General features: G+C 66.7%; 16 protein-coding genes. 8 read left to right on the forward strand and 8 right to left on the reverse strand.

What is annotated here, in order from left to right:
- Position 1: 1 nt before the first annotated feature.
- The gene (locus AB0P21_RS21605) at positions 2-715 is read right to left on the reverse strand and encodes a nucleotidyltransferase domain-containing protein (RefSeq protein WP_363698909.1); all 714 of its coding nucleotides are present in this window, start codon (positions 713-715) and stop codon (positions 2-4) included.
- 91 nt (positions 716-806) lie between these two features.
- Between AB0P21_RS21605 and AB0P21_RS21610 the strand changes: the two genes are divergently transcribed.
- On the forward strand, positions 807-2,834 hold the full coding sequence (locus AB0P21_RS21610; RefSeq protein ID WP_363698910.1) for a copper-translocating P-type ATPase: 2,028 nt from the start codon (positions 807-809) through the stop codon (positions 2,832-2,834).
- Between the two features lie 75 nt (positions 2,835-2,909).
- On the opposite strand, the gene AB0P21_RS21615 is transcribed toward AB0P21_RS21610, so the two are convergent.
- Complete coding sequence (locus tag AB0P21_RS21615; RefSeq protein WP_363698911.1) at positions 2,910-3,626, reverse strand: DinB family protein; 717 nt, start codon at positions 3,624-3,626, stop codon at positions 2,910-2,912.
- A 44-nt stretch (positions 3,627-3,670) separates the two neighbouring features.
- On the reverse strand, positions 3,671-4,669 hold the full coding sequence (locus AB0P21_RS21620) for a zinc-dependent alcohol dehydrogenase family protein (RefSeq protein WP_363698912.1): 999 nt from the start codon (positions 4,667-4,669) through the stop codon (positions 3,671-3,673).
- A 66-nt stretch (positions 4,670-4,735) separates the two neighbouring features.
- Here AB0P21_RS21620 and AB0P21_RS21625 point away from each other — a divergent pair, with 66 nt between their 5' ends.
- Complete coding sequence (locus AB0P21_RS21625; protein ID WP_363698913.1) at positions 4,736-5,053, forward strand: helix-turn-helix transcriptional regulator; 318 nt, start codon at positions 4,736-4,738, stop codon at positions 5,051-5,053.
- A gap of 111 nt (positions 5,054-5,164) precedes the next feature.
- On the opposite strand, the gene AB0P21_RS21630 is transcribed toward AB0P21_RS21625, so the two are convergent.
- Both AB0P21_RS21630 and AB0P21_RS21635 read right to left on the reverse strand, forming a co-directional pair.
- Positions 5,165-7,993, reverse strand: a complete 2,829-nt coding sequence (locus AB0P21_RS21630; RefSeq protein ID WP_363698914.1) for an ABC transporter substrate-binding protein — start codon at positions 7,991-7,993, stop codon at positions 5,165-5,167.
- 177 nt (positions 7,994-8,170) lie between these two features.
- Positions 8,171-9,031 (reverse strand): NAD(P)H-binding protein, encoded by an 861-nt coding sequence (locus AB0P21_RS21635; protein WP_363698915.1) that lies wholly within the window; start codon positions 9,029-9,031, stop codon positions 8,171-8,173.
- A 145-nt stretch (positions 9,032-9,176) separates the two neighbouring features.
- Between AB0P21_RS21635 and AB0P21_RS21640 the strand changes: the two genes are divergently transcribed.
- Genes AB0P21_RS21640 through AB0P21_RS21650 form a run of 3 tightly spaced genes read left to right on the forward strand, consistent with a single transcriptional unit; the run spans position 9,177 to position 10,675 of the window.
- On the forward strand, positions 9,177-9,785 hold the full coding sequence (locus AB0P21_RS21640) for a histidine phosphatase family protein (protein WP_363698916.1): 609 nt from the start codon (positions 9,177-9,179) through the stop codon (positions 9,783-9,785).
- The gene (locus AB0P21_RS21645; protein ID WP_363698917.1) at positions 9,778-10,110 is read left to right on the forward strand and encodes a nucleoside triphosphate pyrophosphohydrolase; all 333 of its coding nucleotides are present in this window, start codon (positions 9,778-9,780) and stop codon (positions 10,108-10,110) included. Before AB0P21_RS21640 ends, AB0P21_RS21645 begins: the two co-directional genes overlap by 8 nt.
- A gap of 52 nt (positions 10,111-10,162) precedes the next feature.
- Positions 10,163-10,675, forward strand: a complete 513-nt coding sequence (locus AB0P21_RS21650; RefSeq protein WP_363698918.1) for a DinB family protein — start codon at positions 10,163-10,165, stop codon at positions 10,673-10,675.
- 169 nt (positions 10,676-10,844) lie between these two features.
- Here the strand turns inward: AB0P21_RS21650 and AB0P21_RS21655 are convergent, their stop codons facing one another.
- A complete protein-coding gene (locus AB0P21_RS21655) occupies positions 10,845-11,756 on the reverse strand; it encodes a hypothetical protein (protein WP_363698919.1) in 912 nt (303 codons plus the stop codon).
- A 225-nt stretch (positions 11,757-11,981) separates the two neighbouring features.
- On the opposite strand from AB0P21_RS21655, the gene AB0P21_RS21660 reads away from it, so the two are divergent.
- Positions 11,982-12,158: a hypothetical protein gene (locus AB0P21_RS21660; protein WP_363698920.1), complete on the forward strand. Its 177-nt coding sequence runs from the start codon at positions 11,982-11,984 to the stop codon at positions 12,156-12,158.
- On the opposite strand, the gene AB0P21_RS21665 is transcribed toward AB0P21_RS21660, so the two are convergent.
- Positions 12,159-12,893, reverse strand: a complete 735-nt coding sequence (locus AB0P21_RS21665) for a Type 1 glutamine amidotransferase-like domain-containing protein (protein WP_363698921.1) — start codon at positions 12,891-12,893, stop codon at positions 12,159-12,161. It lies immediately after the preceding gene.
- Positions 12,894-12,998: 105 nt separating this feature from the next.
- Here AB0P21_RS21665 and AB0P21_RS21670 point away from each other — a divergent pair, with 105 nt between their 5' ends.
- Positions 12,999-13,667 carry an alpha/beta hydrolase gene (locus AB0P21_RS21670; protein ID WP_363698922.1) on the forward strand — a complete coding sequence of 223 codons (669 nt, stop codon included), beginning with the start codon at positions 12,999-13,001 and terminating at the stop codon, positions 13,665-13,667.
- A 47-nt stretch (positions 13,668-13,714) separates the two neighbouring features.
- Here AB0P21_RS21670 and AB0P21_RS21675 read toward each other — a convergent pair whose 3' ends face one another.
- Positions 13,715-14,209 carry a hypothetical protein gene (locus tag AB0P21_RS21675; protein WP_363698923.1) on the reverse strand — a complete coding sequence of 165 codons (495 nt, stop codon included), beginning with the start codon at positions 14,207-14,209 and terminating at the stop codon, positions 13,715-13,717.
- Positions 14,210-14,519: 310 nt separating this feature from the next.
- Between AB0P21_RS21675 and AB0P21_RS21680 the strand changes: the two genes are divergently transcribed.
- Positions 14,520-15,281, forward strand: coding sequence for a class I SAM-dependent methyltransferase (locus AB0P21_RS21680; protein WP_363698924.1), 762 nt, complete (start codon positions 14,520-14,522; stop codon positions 15,279-15,281).
- Positions 15,282-15,311 lie beyond the last annotated feature (30 nt).

Consider the following 15,311-nt stretch of genomic DNA (forward strand, 5'->3'; position numbering starts at 1 on the left):
ATCAGTCGCCTGAGAGCTGGAAGCCTGCGAAGAGGCGTCCGCCGTACGGGGTGAGGATGGTGTCGGCGTTGGCGATCAGCGCTTCTGGTTTGCCGTTGCAGGCTTCGCGCAAAGCGGCGGGGAGTGCTGTCGCGTAGGCGGTGCCGTGGGTTGTGTCGTAGCTGGCGAGTTCGCGCAGGATGCCTTTGCCGGTGCCGGTCCAGTGGTTGGCGCCGGTCAGCAGCAGGTTGGCTGCCTCTTGCCAGAGCGGCGCAGCCACGGCGGTCCGTACGTCGTTGCTGTCGGCACCGATCAGGTCTTCGAGGAGGTCGGTGATCCGGTATCTCAGCATCGCGAGGTCGTGGGGTGTGAGGGGCGGTGGGCCGGCTTGGAGTTCAGCCTGGCCTTGTTGCTGGAGGCGGAGGCCGGAACCGTCGGTGTCGAACAGCACGATCGTCTCGCCGACCAGGCGCATCATCGATGGCTGGCGGCGTTGGCGGTCCTTCTCGCAGTACTCGGCGAGGGAGTCCTCGGTGTGGACGAAGAGCTCGACCGGCCAGTCGGCGTACTGGAGGGATTCACGGAGCGGGGCGGGCTTGCCGGGGAGCAGGATCGTGATGTCGAGATCGGAGGTCGAGGTGGCGGTGCCGCGGGCGACGCTGCCGCCCAGCCAGGCGGCGCGCGCCTGTGGGTATCTCTCCTCGACGAGCTTGCGGGCGGTCTCGGCTGCATCCATCGGTGAATTCTGTCAGGTCGGCTGGGAATGGCCTCGGGGTTTTCTGGGTTGATACCCCGTGGGGGTATCATTGTCTTTGATGGAGGTCGGGATGGACCACTCTGGGCACGGGGATCATGCGGCGCAGTTCAAGGACCGGTTCTGGGTGAGCCTGGGGTTGGCGGCGCCGGTGGTGTTCTTCAGCGAGATGTTCGCGGATCTGCTCGGGTACCGGCCGCCGGAGTTCGCCGGCTCGGGGCTGATCGCGCCGGTCGTCGGCACGGTGATCTTCCTGTACGGCGGCCGGCCGTTCCTGCTCGGCGGCTGGAGTGAGGCCAGATCGCGCCGCCCCGGGATGATGCTGCTGATCTCGATGGCGATCACCGTCGCCTTCGTCGCGTCCTGGGTGACCACGCTCGGCCTCGGCGGCTTCGACCTGGACTTCTGGTGGGAGCTCGCGCTGCTGATCGTGATCATGCTGCTCGGTCACTGGCTGGAGATGCGCGCGCTCGGCGCCGCTTCCGGTGCGCTGGATGCCCTCGCCGCGCTGCTGCCGGACACGGCCGAGAAGGTTATGCCTGACGGGGTCGTTGAGGTTGCCCTGGGCAATTTGTCTGAAGGTGACGTCGTACTGGTCCGCTCTGGTGGACGCGTGCCTGCGGATGGCCGCGTGGTCGACGGTGAGGCCGAGGTCGACGAGTCGATGATCACCGGTGAGTCCCGCCCGGTACTCCGCTCCGTTGGCGACCAAGTCGTCGCTGGCACGGTCGCTACGGACAGCGCTGTGCGGGTGGAGATCACTGCTGTCGGCGAAAACACTGCTCTGGCTGGGATCCAGCGGCTGGTCGCTGAGGCTGCGGCTTCGTCCTCGCGTGCTCAGGCTTTGGCTGATCGTGCTGCCGCGTTCCTCTTCTACTTCGCTTCTGGGGCGGGGGTGGTGACCTTTGTGGTCTGGAGTTTGCTGGGGAAGCTGGATGAGGCGGTGACGAGGACTGTCACTGTGCTGGTGATTGCTTGCCCGCATGCGCTGGGGTTGGCGATTCCGTTGGTGATTGCGATCTCGACGGAGCGGGCGGCTAGGGCTGGGGTGTTGGTGAAGGATCGGCTGGCGTTGGAGCGGATGCGGACGGTTGAGGTGGTGCTGTTCGACAAGACGGGGACGTTGACGAAGGGGGAGCCTGTTGTTACTGGGGTCGCTGCGGTTTCGGGCTCGGCTTCGGCTTCGGCTTCGGTGAAGGATGCGGAGTTGCTGGCGATCGCGGCGGCTGTTGAGGCGGACAGTGAACACCCGCTGGCGAAGGCGATCGTGCGCGCCGCCGCTGAGGTTGCTGATGGTGCGGTTGCTGGTGCGCGAACCTTGCGGGCGTCCGGCTTCAAGTCGCTGACCGGGCGTGGTGTTGAGGCGTTGGTTGACGGCGCTCGGGTGTCCGTCGGCGGGCCTGCTCTGCTGCGTGAGTCCGGAGTACAGGTTCCTGAGGAGTTGGCGAGCACGATCCAGGAGTGGAAGGACCGCGGTGCCGCAGTACTGCAGGTGGTGCGGGAAGGCGAAGTACTGGGTGCGATCGCGCTGGAGGACGAGATCAGGCACGAGTCGCGGCAGGCGGTGGATGCCCTCCATCAGCGTGGCGTGAAGGTCGCGATGATTACCGGGGATGCGCATCAGGTCGCCGAGGCGGTGGCGACGGAGTTGGGCATCGACGAGGTGTTCGCCGAGGTGCTTCCGCATGACAAGGACGCGAAGGTCGCCGAACTCCATGCCCGCGGGCTCCGGGTCGCGATGGTCGGTGACGGTGTGAACGACGCGCCCGCGCTGGCCCGCGCCGAGGTCGGCATCGCGATCGGCGCGGGGACGGACGTGGCGATCGAATCGGCCGGCGTGGTACTGGCGGCCGACGATCCGCGCGCGGTGTTGTCGGTGATCGACCTGTCGAAGGCGAGCTACCGCAAGATGTGGCAGAACCTGGTCTGGGCCACCGGCTACAACGTGATCGCAGTCCCGCTGGCAGCCGGTGTCCTCGCCTTCGCCGGCATCGTGCTGTCACCCGCCGCGGCCGCAGTGCTGATGTCCCTGTCGACGATCGTCGTAGCACTCAACGCCCAACTGCTTCGCCGTCTCGACCTGTCACCCGACCGCCTGTAGCCCGACCGCCTGTAGCCCGACCGACTGTCGGCCCGCTCGTCTGTCATTCGACTGCCGGGCGGGCCAGTCGCGTGGTCAGCGCTTCTCCAGGACGGCGAGGTCGCGTTCGGCGTACAGGCGGTGGCAGTACTCCTCGTTCAGCACGACGAGCAGGCATTCGCGGACCGGGTAGCTGATCGGGCGCGGCCAGCCGGGGGTGTCGGTGATCGGCGTGGTGTCGCTGTTCAGCTGCTCGTCCGTGAGCTCGGCGAGGTAGTCGCGGACGCCCGCGAACCGATCGTTGCGGAGCGCAAGAGCCTCGTCCAGCGAAGGGCGCGCGCCGCGGTCGCGGGGGATGCCGGGGGTGTCCTGCATCTGGTCCCACGGGAGTTCGAGCGGATGCCACGGGGACGGGTCGCCGAGGATCGCGCGGCGGATCCAGGCATCGGTGGCGAAGGGGAGGTGCCGCAGGGTCTCGATGAACGACCACTCGCCGTCGACGCTCTCGTGCAGGAGCTCGGCCGGCAGGGCTCGCGCGCGATCGACGGTGCCGGCCCATCGCTCGTCGAGCAGCTCCCAGGCGGCGCGGAAGCCGGCCGGATCAGCGGGGCGCATCTTGATCCGGTCGGGGTCCCGCCGGTCGAGCTCGGCCTCGATCAGCGGCCCGATCTCGACACCGTTGATCGTCACGTTCTCGATGTCGCCGGTGATCTCCACGTCGGACAACCACGCGCCTGGTAGCTGAACGCGTTGCAGGACGAAGCTGCTCAGCCGAACGTCCTCGTACACCGGTGCAGTGGTTTGCTCAGTCATGTCCGGCACGCTAGAACACGACCCGGACAGTTTCCGTCCGCGAATCAGCGCGATGTGGTGACGACGATCTTGCCGAAGTGGGTGTTGGACTCGAGGTGCTGGTGGGCCTCGACGATGTCGGCCAGGTCGAAGACGCGATCGACGACCGGCCGGAAGGCGCCCGTCTCCAGGCCCTTGCTGACGAAGGCGGTCGCGCGCCGCAGCCGCTCCGGCGTACGGATGACCTCGCCGACGGTGAAGGTGCGGAGGTTGAGCGCAGGCATCCCCAGCTCGAATCCCGGGAACGGCGTCGGCTGCCCACTCGCGCCGCCCCAGACCAGCAGCGTCCCGCTGGGAGCGACTGCGCGGGCCAGGTCGACGATGCCGGGGCCGGCGACAGCATCGAACACGTACTCCGCGCCGCGTCCGCCGGTCAGCGCGAGGATGCGGCCCGCCACGTCGTCCTCATCGGAGACGATCACCTCGGCGGCGCCCTCGTCGATCAGCCGCTGCCGCTTCGCCGAGGTGCGGGTGATGGCGATCGGCGTCGCGCCCAGCCGGTTCGCGGTGTGGATCGCGGCCAGCCCGACGCTGCTCGAGGCCGCGTTGATCACCACCGTGTCCGCGGCACGTACACCGGTGATCTCGACCATCGCGCCGTACGCCGTGAGGTACGGCATCCAGACCGCTGCACCCGACACGGCGTCGACCGACTCGTGGCGGGGGACCAGCGAGGTGACCGGCGCGAGCGCGCGTTCGGAGTACTGGGGGTAGTCGTTCTGGGAGAAGTTCGGGATGACGCTGACCAGTTGACCGACCGTGAAGCCGGTGACATCCGGACCGAGCGCCTCGATCACGCCGGCGCTCTCGTTCCCGAGCCCGGCCGGGAACTGCTTGACCGGGTAGATGTACTGCGCGCTGCGGAACAGCATGTCGGCGCGGTTCACCCCGATCGCGTCGACCCGGATCAGCACCTCGCCCGGCCCCGGCTCCCCGGGCTCGAGCTCCTCGAGCCGCAGTACGTCGGGTCCACCTGTTTCCTGGAATCGCACGGTCTTCGCCATACGGCTAACTGAACCGGAGAAGTATGATCGCTGTCAAACTATGATCGGTGTCATACTATGGCTGCCATGGCCCGTACGCTGCATCACCCCGAGCCGGCCGACTTCGAACTCCAGCAGGTCCTGGAGGCGCTGGTCGACCCGGTCCGCCGAAGCATCGTCCAGCAACTCGACGCGGCCGGCTTCGACGTGAAATGCGGAGACTTCGAGATCGCGGTCCACAAGTCGACAGCCACCCACCACTTCAAGGTCCTCCGCGAGGCCGGCCTGATCCGCCAGTACTACGTCGGCACCTCCCGCTTCAACGCCCTCCGTCGCGACGACCTGGACCAGGTCTTTCCGGGGTTGCTGACGGCTCTCACGGCGCCCGAGGCATCAGTCCGGTAGCTGGGTTGCTCGTCGCAGCGTGGGTCATATCTATCCACGCGCTGCCCCGCAGCTATCTCGGGCGGGCACAACGCTCCAGCCCGACTCGCGAGTACGGGTGGGGCGAACAGCTCAGTCGAACGGACACCAGGCTTCAGTACCGGCCTCGTTCGGCCCGCCACAAACCAGATTGGCGGCCGGCACAGGCTGGCCGTTCCGGAAGGTGACAATCGTGACCGGCTTGTTCAGCGGCACGCGACGCCCGATCGTGCCGCCGAAGTCGATTCGGCCGGTGACGCCTTGGTACGCGCGCCTGCTGGCACCCGCATCCGTCACCGACTGCAGCGCGGTCCACACCGTTCCGCCGTTGATCGCAACCCGGTCGCGACGCAAGTAGCTGACTGCCAGCACCACCGTGTACGCCGCGTCGTAGTTCAGCGCCGCGTGTCCGTCCAGGGTTCGCCCGCGGGCGCTCTTCTCGTACGGGAAGAGGTTGTTGAGTTGCTCGTAGAAGTCGCTCGCGACCGGTGGCGGGTCCTTCGACAGTTCGGGTGCGAGCGCGAGCGACAGGTACTGGAACGGCACCGACTTGTTGGCGCCGCTGGCGGTCCGGTCGGCGATGTACGTCGTGACGTCGTCGCCGGCCAGCACGTACGGCGGTTGGTTGCGGCAGTGGTCGGCCACGCCGGTGATGAAAGCCGGAAAGTCGACCAGCCCGCGGGCGGCGTACAGGACGACTCCGCCAGCGTCGCAGGCAGCGCTGCCCGCAGTACCGGCGTCCATGGTGTCGGGTTGTCGGCCGCCAGGGGTGAACGACTCGACCTGGACCGGGACGCCGCGCTCGGTCAGGCTCGTCTTGAGGTCGGCCGCCAGGTTCTGGCTGTAGGTGTCGGTCGGGTCGTCGGACTTGTAGATCGTCGCCTTGCGCGCCAACGGTCGGCCGAACGGGTCTTTGCCCTTGGCAAGCAGTCGGGAGACGTGCGCGGCGGCGACCTTCGCCTCGCGGGAGTTCTGCGGGCTGACCTGGAAGTAGAGCTTGCTGACGTCGACCATGGTGTCGGCCGTCAATGTCGCGGCGACGGTCGGCAGCCCGACGCCGGCCAGCGCGCGGATCGTGGTGGCGGTCGACTGGCGGCTCTGCACCATCCCGACGACGGCGACGATGCTCGGGTCGGCCGCGGCCATCCGGCCGAGCTGCTTGGCGACTCGCTCGCCCTGTCGCAGTTGGGGTCCGGCGTTCGCGATCAGGATGCGGAGCAGCGGCTCGTAGGCTTGCGCCGGCTTGTTGAGTTGCACCGCTTGAGCGACGGCGATCCCGGCCAGTTGCTCACGCTCGGCCGTCATCACGCTGTCGCTCGAACCCTGCGCGGCGGCAGAGGACATGAAGACCAGCGTGATCAGCGGTCGATCCGGTTGCGCCTTGCTCAGCGCAACGGTCTGCTGGTTGTTCGCATGGATCGTGGTCCGTACTTCGTCGAAAGCGCGGCCGGGGAGCAGCAGTTCGTTGCTGCCGTCGGTGACGCCGATACACGTCCCGTCGATCCGGCTGACCGAGGTGGTGGCCGGCTCCACGCCGAGCCAGGTGAAGCCGTCTCCACAGTGGCGGTAGTTGTCGGCGAACCCGAATCCGGCGTACCCGCCGAAACTCACGCCCAGTACGACGAACGCGATCAGCGCGCCACCACGCCGGGTGCGCCACCACGAGCGCGGTACGCGATGGAGGTACTTCGGTGTGGAGTTGGTGACCGGAACTGCGGCCTTGGCAGACGTGGGCTTGGTAGTGCCTGTTGCCTTCGCCTTGACCTTCTTCTTCAGACCGGACAAGGCGCCGTCGGGCCGCCGTGCGGGTTGGCCGATCGTGATGGCGATCAGCCAGGCCTCGATCTCGCGCTGCCGGCTCCGGCCCTCCATCCGCTTGCGCCAGATGCCGAGCAGGGTCTGCTTCTCCTCGCCTGCTTCGGAGACGACCGCGTCGGGCTGCGGGGGATTGGCCAGCGGGGGCACGCGATTGCTGGTCGTGATCAGCAGCAGTGGATCGAAGATGCGCAGGTCGTTGCGCACCTCGGCGACCATCCGGACCAGGGTGTAGCCGCCGTTGCTCCGGCTGATCCGGCCGAGCAGGACGGTCGGGAAGGTGGTGTGGTACCGGCGGATCCAGCCCGCGCCGCGGAAATCGTCGCGGAGGTCCTCGAGCAGCGCGTTCACCATCAGCCGGGCGACCTGCTCGGCCTTCTCGCCGGTCCATTGGTGTTTGCTGAGCCGGACTCCCAGCTCGAAGAAGAGGGCATCGTTGCCAGGTGAGACGTCGGTCTGCTTCAGGAACCAGCGGTAGGTGCGGCCGATGCCAGGAATCTTGCCGCTGTGTCTGGCCCAGAAGTAGAGCGGCAGCAGCAGGATCCAGAGCAGTCGGCCCCAGACCGGCAGCTCGGTCGCGATGTCACCGGCCTTGGTGCCGCCGTGGCTGGCGCGGGTGACGGCCCGCTGGTACAGCAGATCACGCAGCATCCGCCGCTTCTCGCTGACGTCGCGGGCGTCGAGCTCCTGGTCCATCAGCCAGGTGAGCAGCCAGAACCTCGGGAAGCGGTACGAGCCGGCTGGGCCGGCGCTCAATCCGTTCGCGATCTCGGCGAGCCGCTCCTGCAGCATCAGGACATCGTCGGCCTCCAGCTCCGCCAGTACGGCGTCGGCCGGCGGCTGGACCTTCTCGGCCGGCCGGACGGTCATCGTGTAGGGCACCTGTGGCTTGCCGTCCAGCGATCTTAGGCGCGCGGCGATCGCCTCGACCAAATCCTCCGCGGCGCGCGGGTCCGGCTGATCGGAGTCCGGGCTCTCGGACGCCACGACGCAACCGAGCATCGGTGGTGTGTCCTCGTACCGGCAGCGGCGGCGGGGACGCGCGTACAGCTCGTCCACCGCCTCGATCAGCTTGCCGAACCCCTCGACCGCCTCGAAATCCTGCACCCAGCCCCCTAGGCTCGCCTCACGACCGTGGTCACTCCCCGCCACGTGCCGTGAGCGGGGAGCGTACCCAACGTTGCCGGAACGACACCTCTTCGTCGCCCGATGACTACACTCTGCCACCCGCCACCGACATTTTCGGTCTCGTCGTTCGGCCTGGGATGTGCTGGCAGGTAGCGGTCAGCTGAAGTCGAGGCGGTGGTCGGCGACCCATTGGCGGTAGGGGAGAGGAGCGCGGCCGAGGGCAGTCTGTACTGCGTTGGTCGCGGGTGAGCCGCCGGCTGCGGCGTCGCGGATGAAGGCGAGGATCGCGTCGGGCTGGGAGTCACCACCGCGGCTGTCACTGCCAGCTCCTGGGGTTGCTCCGCCGCCGAAGACCTTGCGGGCCTCGGCTTCGGTCAGTTCCTGGATCTGCGGCTGGCAACCAACCGCTTCCGCGATGAGGGCGACCCGCTCGGCTTGGCTCAGGAGTTCGCCACCGGTGAGCATCCCGGCCGCCACCTCGGGGTCAACCGCATGGGTCAACGCTGCAACGGAAACAGCCGCGATGTCGTGCTCGTGAATCGGCGCAGTACGGGCCTGCGGATAGACCAGCTTGACGGGCTCGCGAACATCCCAGCGCAGATCGTTGGTCGCCAGCACGAGCGGCCGGATCGGAATCCACGGCAGGTCAGCACGCGAGAAAGCCTCCTCGACCTCCCGGTGCTCCTCCGCGATCGCGTTCCCCGCGGCTGATTCCAGCAACACACTGCCCGAGGACAACTGCACGACCAGCTCGAGTTTCGCTTTCTCCAGAACGCTGATCACCGCACTCACCTGATCCGGCGCAGGTGCGTACAGAAATACCTTCCGTACGCCGGTCAGAGCTCGCGCGAAGCTGTCCGGGTCAGCCAGATCAGCCGTGACGACCTCGACCTCCGCCGGAAACTCGTCGCCAACAGTACGCCGTACCGAAGCTCGCACTGTCTGGCCAGCAGCGAGCAGCTGGTCAACGACAGAACGTCCGACATTCCCGCGGGCGCCAACAACAAGCGTCGTCATATTTCCTCCAGGCACGTGGGTCCATGACCCATCCATGCGCCTGCGAGCCGTGATCGGCGGAGGGAGCGTTCCGACGCTGCACTCCCTCTGGGGAAGAGAATACCCGATCCTTTGAGACACTCGAAGGCGAGCTGAGGAGGATGGAATGTCTGCTACCCGCTACCTGTACGTCGCCCGCCACGGTGAGGCGTTGCCGGACCAGAGTGGGCTGACGGAGAAGGGCCAACGGCAGGCGAAGCTGCTGTCCCGGCGGCTGCGGGACGTGCCGTTCACCGCGTTCCACCACAGCCCGCTGGCGCGCGCAGTACAGACTGCGGGGTTGCTCGAGCTCGAAGTCGAACCAGAGGCGTCAGAGGCCGCAGGCGATTACATCCCTGCGGTGCCGACCCGCGACGAGTTGCCGCCTGACTCCGCGGACAACCTGCTCAGCATGGTCGAGCAGTTCACGCCCGCCGAGCTGCAGGCGGGTCCCGAGCTTGCCCGCCAGGCGCTGGACCTCTTCACCGGGGTAGTCGATGGCTCCGAGGACCGTCACGAGCTGCTCGTCACCCACAACTTCCTGATCGGCTTCCTGGTCAGCCACGCGCTAGGCGCCCCCGGCTGGCGCTGGCTTACCCTCAACCACTGCAACGCCGCCCTGACCGTACTCCGCTACGCGCCGGGCCGGCCGCCGTCACTCGTTGTCTACAACGACATGCGCCACCTCTCCTCAGACCTCCGCTGGACCGGCTTCCCGGCTGCGTTCCGTGTCTGAGCCCGAAGCAGTTGCTGACAGCAAGCTGGTCAGAGACCTGATCCCCGACCTCGTCCGCGCCAACGGCGAAGTACCGGTCACCTACCAGGCCGACTCTGCGGAGTACCGGCATCGGCTCCGCGACAAGCTCCTCGAAGAAGTCGACGAGTTCCTCACCGCTGATCCGGCGGGTGCGATCGAGGAGCTGGCCGACGTGCTGGAAGTCGTCTACGCCCTGGCAGCCGACCTCGGAACCGACCAGTCGACCCTCGACCGGATCCGCCACACCAAAGCCGCCGAACGAGGCGCGTTCGCCGATCGAGTCGTCTGGCAGGGCGTGCGATGAAGTCGGCGAGTAGAGGTCACAAACTGGCCGCTACTGGTTTTAGAGTGGAGGCATGACGACGACAGAGCGGGCTGACATCCTCGATTTCCTGGCCAAGCACCGGTACTTCCTGCGGCACACCGCGGAGGGGCTGACCGACGAGCAGGCCAACACGCGCAGTACCGTCAGCGCGTTGACGGTCGGCGGGTTGATCAAGCACGTCAGCGAGGTCGAGCAGCACTGGGCCGACTTCGCGCGGACCGGCGGTGGGGAAGAGACGCCTGCGGAGGTCGAGTTCACGCCGGAGCAGATCGCCAAGTGGGAGAACCAGTTCCGCCTCGCCGAGGGCGAGACGCTGGCCGGCGTACTGGCGCAGTACGAGAAGGTCGCTGCCGCCACCGACGAGCTGGTGCGGACACTCGATCTGGACACGGCGTACGAGCTGCCCGCCGCGCCGTGGCAGCCGCCGGGTGTCTTCTGGACAGTCCGCCGCGTCTTCTTGCACATTACCGCCGAAACCGCCCAGCATGCCGGTCACGCCGACATCATCCGTGAGTCCATCGACGGCCAGAAGACCATGGGCTGACCGGCCAGTCGAGAGACTCCCTGTCCGTCAGTTCCCCTGGTAAGCAGCAGGCAGCCGCCCGGCGGTCAAGGACTGAGAACAACTGTGAGCCACCGTCGTCGACAACCATGGCACCGCAGGACTTCATTTCCTGGGTCCGTCGGCGCACCAAGTAGTCATCGGCCCCAGGTCACTCGCCGATCAGTTCGTTCATGGTGCGGGACGCGGCGGTGGCGCCGTTGAAAACCGCTGGGACCTTGCCGTACGACGTGATCGCGGTGGCCGTGCCGTTCGCCTTGGTGAAGTGGTACTGGTAGCCGGAGTCGGTGTTGTTGTCGATGCCGACCACGACCGAGTTGCCGTCCCAGCCGCAGTGTTCGACGTGCAGGGACTCGAAGGACGACCAGCCGGACTTGCGGATCAGCTTGACGACCGGCTTCGCTTTCGCGGAAACCGGGATGTGGATCGTGTAGAGGGCGCCGGCGGTCGTGGTCATCAGCAGCGTGTCGTACGTTGCTGTCTCGCTGATCACGGCCATCGTCTTGAAGCTCTTGAATCCACCGAACGAGCCGAATGCCTTGTAGCCGGCGCCGTTCGCCGCGTAGCGATACAGGTTGCCGTTGTTGTTCAGGCCGTACAGATACGCGTGCTGCGGCCCCGGGTAGGTGTGGCGCGAGGTGGCGATGGACTTGAAACTCAGCCAGCCGGTACCCAGCTTGGTGGTTGTCGTCGTCCGTATGGTGCCGGTGAAGGTCGTGTGCCGGTAGAGGTTCGCGCCCTGGAGGAGCAAGCCGTAGGAGTACTGCGTACCGCTGCGGCTCTGCGTGATGTACCAGGTCGTCATCGAGCGGTTGGGCACGAAGGTGCCGAGCCCGTAGCTGTCGGTCAGCCTCGGCGGCTTGCCGGCGGTGGTTTCGATCTCGGCGACGAAGTTCGCGGCATCTGGCCAGATGATCCTGTTGACGCACGGGACGGCAGCGGCCTGTGCTGTCGAAGTCGATGACGAGTTCGGCCGGACCGCGGCGAGCGCCGGCCCGGGTGCGGCGGTCGCCGCGAACAGGCTGATGGCAACCATCGTCAGGGCGAGACGTTGCAACTTCATCAAGTGATCCCTCCGGGGAACTTCGTCTCGGCCACCCCGAGGTCGAGCAGACGATAACGCGGCCCGCCGACAAGGTCCTCAACAATTGCCACTTTGTGCAACGGCAGCCCGTCGGGGCCGGGAGAGAACTGGGGCTGCCCCACCCGCAACCTCTGTCCGTCAGGTTGGTGAGAGCTGGTCGCCGCCCGGTGACATCAGCCTGAGAGCAACTGCCAAGGGGGAACGATGGCCCAGATCTGGATCGATTCCAAGACCCACTGGAAGGCGTCGGGCAAGGTTCAGCCGGACGGCAGCATGACCGGTGCCACGGTCATCGACAACCACGGCACCGACCGGACCCGCGGCGTGACGTTCAAGTCCAAGCAGGACTTCATCTCCTGGATCAAACAGCGCACCAAGTGATCAGGGCTGGAACAGTTTCCACTGGCCCTCGGAGACGACCTGGACGTTGCCGTCGACGACGGTGATGGCGGTCTCGTCGTCGATCGCGTACGTCGGCGCGGGGATGTGCGCCGCCCACTTCTCCGCGTTGGCGAACGACGCGTCGAGGTGGTGCGGGTGCTCCAGGTGAGGGATGACGGCGAAGTCGACCAGCCCCGCTCCCTGGCCGGTGACGAGGATTCTGTCGACGTCGCCCTCGGGGGTCGAGAAGACGACGTCCTCCGACTTCAGCGGTTCGTCGGCGCCGCGGGGAGGTTCGGTGTAGGTCTCGACGAAAGTGGAGGTCGCGGCGATGGCTCCGGCGCTCGTTCCCACGTAGACAGCCTCGGGGCGCAGCGTCGGCAGCAGGTCGGTCAGGCCGGACTTCCGCATCCAGTTGGCGAGGAACAGTGGGTCGCCGCCCCACACCAGCAGCGCGTCGGCGTCGCGGACCATTGGCACCCAGGCGTCTTCCTCGATACTTGGCAGCACCGACAGCTCCAGGATCCCCAGCGACTTCCACCCCAACCCGGCCAGCAGTGACGAACGCTCGCCGTTGATCGCCTGGTACGCCCCGAAGGCCCCGCCGGAGAAGGGGTAGATGGCAGTGGGAATGAAGAGTGCGGTGGACTCGGCGATGGGCTTGCCCAGCAGCTCGACCAGCGCATCGCGGATGCTGTCGTTGGTGATCCCGCTCGAGGTGAGAAGAGTTTTCACGTTCGTGCCTTTCTGGGTCGGACCGCGTCCGGGTGGCCTCTTGTCTGTACTACGAACGCTGCACCCATGATCCGACAGCACGCTGCCGGGATTTAGCATGCCGGGGTGAAATTCGTGATGGTGCCGGGTGGCTGGCAGGGTGGATGGGTGTTCGACTCGGTGGCCGCCGAGCTGCGCCACAACGGGCATCAGGTCGAGGCGGTGAGTCTGGCCGGGCTCGAGTTGGACGGCCCGGCCGACCTGGAGAGTCCGCCGAACCTCGATACCCATATCGAGCAGGTGGCCGAGCTCATCGGCCGTACCGACGACGGAGCGCCCATCGCGCTGTGCGGCCACAGCTATGCCGGGCTGGTGATCGCCGGCGTCGCGGATCGGCTCGGTGATCGCCTGGAACACCTTGTCTTCATCGATGCCTATGTCCCGGACGACGGCGACTCGTGCTGGTCGCTGACCAGCGACGCGTTCCGCGAGTTGTTCATCGCGGGCTCCCGCAGCGACGGACGATGGGTCGCAGTACCGGATGGACTCGACCCGCGCGCTCGGCCGCACCCGCTGCCTAGCTTCGTCCAATCGATCAGGCTGCGTGACAACCCGGAGTACGGGTTCAGGCGGACGTACGTCAGCGGGGGTGCGTGGCCGGGCAGCCCGTTCGTGGCCTTGTCCGAGCGACTTCGCGACGACCCTGATTGGCGGGTTCACGAGATTGCGGTCGGGCACAATATCGCTCGCCGAGATCCGCTCGGTCTCGCGGCTGTTCTCGCCGCACTGGCATAAAGCGGATGAGGCGCCCGCCGCTACCCGGGCACCTCACCCGCGGAATGTCAGCTGTATTTGCTCATTCCCCAGTATTGCCCTGGAAGGTCGGCGCACGGCTTCCAGCGCAGTTTGTAGCTACCGCCGCCGGCCGGCTCGTTCGTCACCATGCTGAGGCAGTTGCTGCGGTGAGCGACGCTGTCGAAGTAGTAGTTCTTCCCGGGCGACGCCCGCAGGTAGAACGTCTGGCTGGTCAGTCCGGCGCACGGGCTCTGCCCGATGTAGCCGTTGCTGTCGGTCTGCAGGCAGGTGCCGGTGGCCGAGTTGTAGAAGAAGATCACGTGCACGTTGTTGGCCTCGATCCGCTGGATCCCGACCCGGAACGTCTGCCAGATGCTCGGCGACGTGTACAGGTTGCACGGGAAGGCCCGCGGCCCGTAGTCCGACGAGTCGAGGCAGAGCGCGTTGCTCAAATTCCCGACCGGCCAGGAGGAGATCCGGTAGTACCCCAGATAGCCGACCTCGGCTTGGGCGTGCAGGGACCCGGAGAATAGGCTGAGCACAGCCAGTAATCCGACCACGAACGTTCTTCTGACAGCATTTCGAGCGCGCATCATTGCTCCACAGGTAGCTCGGGGATGGCGGGGCGGCCGCTCACGCCGGTACTGCGGAAATTGCAACCTGGCGGGTCGGGAAAGGCAATGAATTCCATCTCGATGGAAACGGGTTAATTGCTTCTGGCAGCTTGCTGACATGCCCAGGTTCATGCATTCTTTTGCGGTAAATTGGAGGGTTGGACGTGTGTCGTGGGTGGAGGTCCGGCCCGGGTAAATGAGAGGCGCTGGGGGCCTGGGTGGTGTCAGGATGCTTGGCATGATCGCGCGCGCATTGAGCTTCGGGGCAGTGGCAGAGGCGTACGAACGGTTCCGGCTGGGGTATCCGGAGGAGGTCCTCGAGTTGGTGACGGCGTACGCCGGTGAGCCGATCGGGACCGCCCTCGAGATCGGTGCTGGGACGGGCAAGGCGACACGCCTGTTCGCGCAGAGAGGGATCGCTGTCACGGCGACCGAGCCGGATGCGGCGATGCTTGCGGAGCTACGCAAACACCTGCCTTCGGACGTCACGACTGTGCAGGGTGCCTTCGAGGATCTGCCGCTGGATTCGTCGTACGACCTCGTCTACTCGGCTGCCGCGCTGCACTGGACCAACCCTGAGGGCCGGTGGGAGCGGATGGCCGCGCTTGTCCGGCCGGGTGGGGTGTTTGCTTCGTTCGGAGTACCGGTTCAGCTGGCCGACCCGGCGCTTCAGGAAGCCGCGCGGGTGGCGCGTGCGCCGTACTTGGGGGACGACGGGGTTCCGTCGCCTGACGGTAGGGCTGCGGATCTGCCGATGCAGTGGCCTGGCACGGAGTTGCAGCAGGTGGAGTGGTTCGGCGATGTCCGACAGGCGGTGATCGAACGGCGCTTGATGGTTAGCGCTGTGGATTATGTGGGACAGCTCTCGACGGTTTCGGCTTATGTGATGTTGGAGCCGGCTGATCGTGACGAGGTGTTTCGGCGGACGGTTGAGGCGTTGCCGGAGACGGTGGAGCTCAACGCGGAGATCCATGTCCATCTGGCTCGGCGCGAGCGTTAGCTCGACGTCTGTCTTGTTCTCCTAGAATCG

The sequence above is a fragment of the Kribbella sp. NPDC056861 genome (assembly GCF_040687575.1).
Lineage (GTDB): Bacteria > Actinomycetota > Actinomycetes > Propionibacteriales > Kribbellaceae > Kribbella.

Bases quoted from the DNA above. Each gene is read 5' to 3' on its own strand.
- AB0P21_RS21605 (WP_363698909.1), bottom strand. From the start codon at position 715: ATGGATGCAGCCGAGACCGCCCGCAAGCTCGTCGAGGAGAGATACCCA.
- AB0P21_RS21610 (WP_363698910.1), top strand. From the start codon at position 807: ATGGACCACTCTGGGCACGGGGATCATGCGGCGCAGTTCAAGGACCGG.
- AB0P21_RS21615 (WP_363698911.1), bottom strand. From the start codon at position 3,626: ATGACTGAGCAAACCACTGCACCGGTGTACGAGGACGTTCGGCTGAGC.
- AB0P21_RS21620 (WP_363698912.1), bottom strand. From the start codon at position 4,669: ATGGCGAAGACCGTGCGATTCCAGGAAACAGGTGGACCCGACGTACTG.
- AB0P21_RS21625 (WP_363698913.1), top strand. From the start codon at position 4,736: ATGGCCCGTACGCTGCATCACCCCGAGCCGGCCGACTTCGAACTCCAG.
- AB0P21_RS21635 (WP_363698915.1), bottom strand. From the start codon at position 9,031: ATGACGACGCTTGTTGTTGGCGCCCGCGGGAATGTCGGACGTTCTGTC.
- AB0P21_RS21640 (WP_363698916.1), top strand. From the start codon at position 9,177: ATGTCTGCTACCCGCTACCTGTACGTCGCCCGCCACGGTGAGGCGTTG.
- AB0P21_RS21650 (WP_363698918.1), top strand. From the start codon at position 10,163: ATGACGACGACAGAGCGGGCTGACATCCTCGATTTCCTGGCCAAGCAC.
- AB0P21_RS21655 (WP_363698919.1), bottom strand. From the start codon at position 11,756: ATGAAGTTGCAACGTCTCGCCCTGACGATGGTTGCCATCAGCCTGTTC.
- AB0P21_RS21660 (WP_363698920.1), top strand. From the start codon at position 11,982: ATGGCCCAGATCTGGATCGATTCCAAGACCCACTGGAAGGCGTCGGGC.
- AB0P21_RS21680 (WP_363698924.1), top strand. From the start codon at position 14,520: ATGATCGCGCGCGCATTGAGCTTCGGGGCAGTGGCAGAGGCGTACGAA.